The sequence below is a fragment of the Nocardia sp. NPDC049737 genome (assembly GCF_040674755.1).
In the GTDB taxonomy this organism is placed as follows: Bacteria; Actinomycetota; Actinomycetes; order Mycobacteriales; family Mycobacteriaceae; genus Nocardia.
Window position 1 is genome coordinate 1,873 of the sequence record NZ_JBFANH010000087.1, and the last position, 2,274, is coordinate 4,146.

The window sequence follows — 2,274 nt, forward strand, 5'->3', positions numbered from 1 at the left end:
CGACCTCACACACCACCAGCGACCTCACACACCACCAGCGACCTCACACACCACCAGCGACCTCACACACCACCAGCGACCTCACACACCACCAGCGACCTCACACACCACCAGCAGCTCCCCGCACCGCCCGCTCACGCACCCCGGGGATCCAATCCACGCCCGTCGCGCACCATTTCCTGCGCCGGTGCACACTGGCCTGGCGAACCCACCGCGGCACACGACCCCATGCCCGTCGAGCAAATCAATGTGCAGCGCGCGACCCATGCGTGCGGGGCGAGGTCACACGTAGCGGGCAAGTTCACGCCCAGCGAACGAGCGCAGGCGCGACCACCGATCCCATGTGCAGCGGCGGCAGGCCCGAGTGCGCTAGGCGAACCCATGCGCGGCCGGCGAACTCACGCAGCGGCGAACCGAACCAATGCGCAGCAGGCAAGTTCACGCCCAGCGGGCGAACTCACGCGCGAGCGCCGACCCATACACAGCGGCGCTAACCGGTGCGCAGTAGACGGAGTCATTCGCCACGGCGGGGAGAAAACTAGAAGAGGCGGAATTCGTTGCTCTCGGTGCCGCGTAAGGCGTCGTAATCGAGGGTTAGGCAGCGGATGCCGCGGTCTTCGGCGAGGGTGCGGGCTTGGGGTTTGATTTGTTGGGCGGCGAAGACGCCGGCGACGGGGGCGAGCAGCGTGTCGCGGTTCAGGAGTTCGAGGTAGCGAGTGAGCTGCTCGACGCCATCGATTTCGCCACGACGCTTGATCTCGACGGCCACGGTGGCGCCGTCGGCATCGCGGCAGAGTAGATCTACCGGGCCGATGGCGGTCATATACTCGCGGCGGATCAGCGTGTAGCCGGGGCCGAGGGTCTGTACGTGTTCGGCGAGCAGCTCCTGAAGATGGGCTTCCACACCGTCTTTCACCAGACCCGGGTCCACTCCCAGCTCATGCGAGGAGTCGTGCTCGACGTCCTCGATGGTGATGCGCAGTTCCTCACCCGCCTTGTTGGTAACCACCCAGAAGGCCTTCGCTCCCTCGGGCACCGCGTCACCGTCGCGCTCCTGCAACCAGCACGGCGGACTCATCCAGTTCAACGGCTTATACGAGCCGCCATCGGAATGTACGAGGACCGAACCGTCAGCTTTGATCAGCAACAATCGGCGGGCCATCGCGAGATGGGCGGTGAGTCGCCCTACGTAGTCGACCTGACAGCGAGCAATCACTAGGCGCACCCAAGCACTGTAGGTGAGCGCCCGGTCCCGCCCGGCGTCACCCCTGCCGCGTCGGCGTTCAGCCCATGAGCAGGATTGCCGCGAGGAACGCGCTCACAGCGAGCAGGCCGGATTCGACCCGCGTGAGTCGGCGGGTAGACGCCGCTTTCGCGCGCAGCATGCCGAAGCCGACCGCGGTTCCGATGACGAACCCCAACAGGTGACCGACATTGGTGAAGGTCCGTTCGATCAGCACACCCTCGGCCGCGACGAGGAACCACACAGTGGACCAAGCGATTCGCCAGCGGTGTGGAATGGCGACCACGATCGCCCCGACCAACGCCATGGCGCCGTAGCTGACGCCGACGTCCTGGGCCCAGCGGATGCTGGCGGGCAACCAGTCGGCCTCGATCGCTATCCACAGACCGAGCGCCACAAGGAGCGTGGCACCGATATGTCCGGCCAGGAACACGCGCACCATATGCACAGCACCGAAACGCAACTCGGCAAGTGCCAGTAGACAACCGAGCAACGGAATCAGCACCCATGCGGCACTGACGTCGCCGATCACCAGTGCGCTCGACAGCATGGTGCCCACTTGGCCGTTCAGCAGATTGTGCAGATTCGTACTCGCATGCAGCACCATCCGCGCCTGCGCCGACTCGCTCATCGCCGAGAAGACCGCCGTAACAGCGACAAGGGCCGCCAGATATCCGAACGTCGCCGGAAGCCTCAGCTGCCACCAGCGCGAGCGAAGCGGCCTGAGGGGATCGACCGGCGCGCGGTCGGCGGTTGTCGTCGCTGCGACCATCAACACCTCCATGCACATCGACCGCTCCTACTCGGAACCTGCCGATGCTGATTACTACTTTCTGTCATTCTCCATCATGGCCACCGGAGCGCCGCATAGGGTAACTATTCCCTGTGAGATTGCTACGAAACCTCGTACCGCACCGCGCGCAAGGAGAATATAAAGCAAAAAGGCCCCCAACGGTGTTGGGGGCCTTTCGCAAGGATGTTCCGGCGGTGTCCTACTCTCCCACACCCTGTCGAGTGCAGTACCATCGGCG

Annotated in this window: 2 protein-coding genes; both read right to left on the reverse strand. The window is 64.6% G+C overall.

Annotation, left to right across the window (positions count from 1 at the left end):
• Positions 1-538: 538 nt before the first annotated feature.
• The gene (gene nucS / locus AB0J47_RS42120) at positions 539-1,225 is read right to left on the reverse strand and encodes an endonuclease NucS (protein ID WP_364360281.1); all 687 of its coding nucleotides are present in this window, start codon (positions 1,223-1,225) and stop codon (positions 539-541) included.
• 58 nt (positions 1,226-1,283) lie between these two features.
• On the reverse strand, positions 1,284-2,033 hold the full coding sequence (locus AB0J47_RS42125) for a rhomboid-like protein (RefSeq protein ID WP_364360284.1): 750 nt from the start codon (positions 2,031-2,033) through the stop codon (positions 1,284-1,286).
• Between the last annotated feature and the right edge of the window lie 241 nt (positions 2,034-2,274).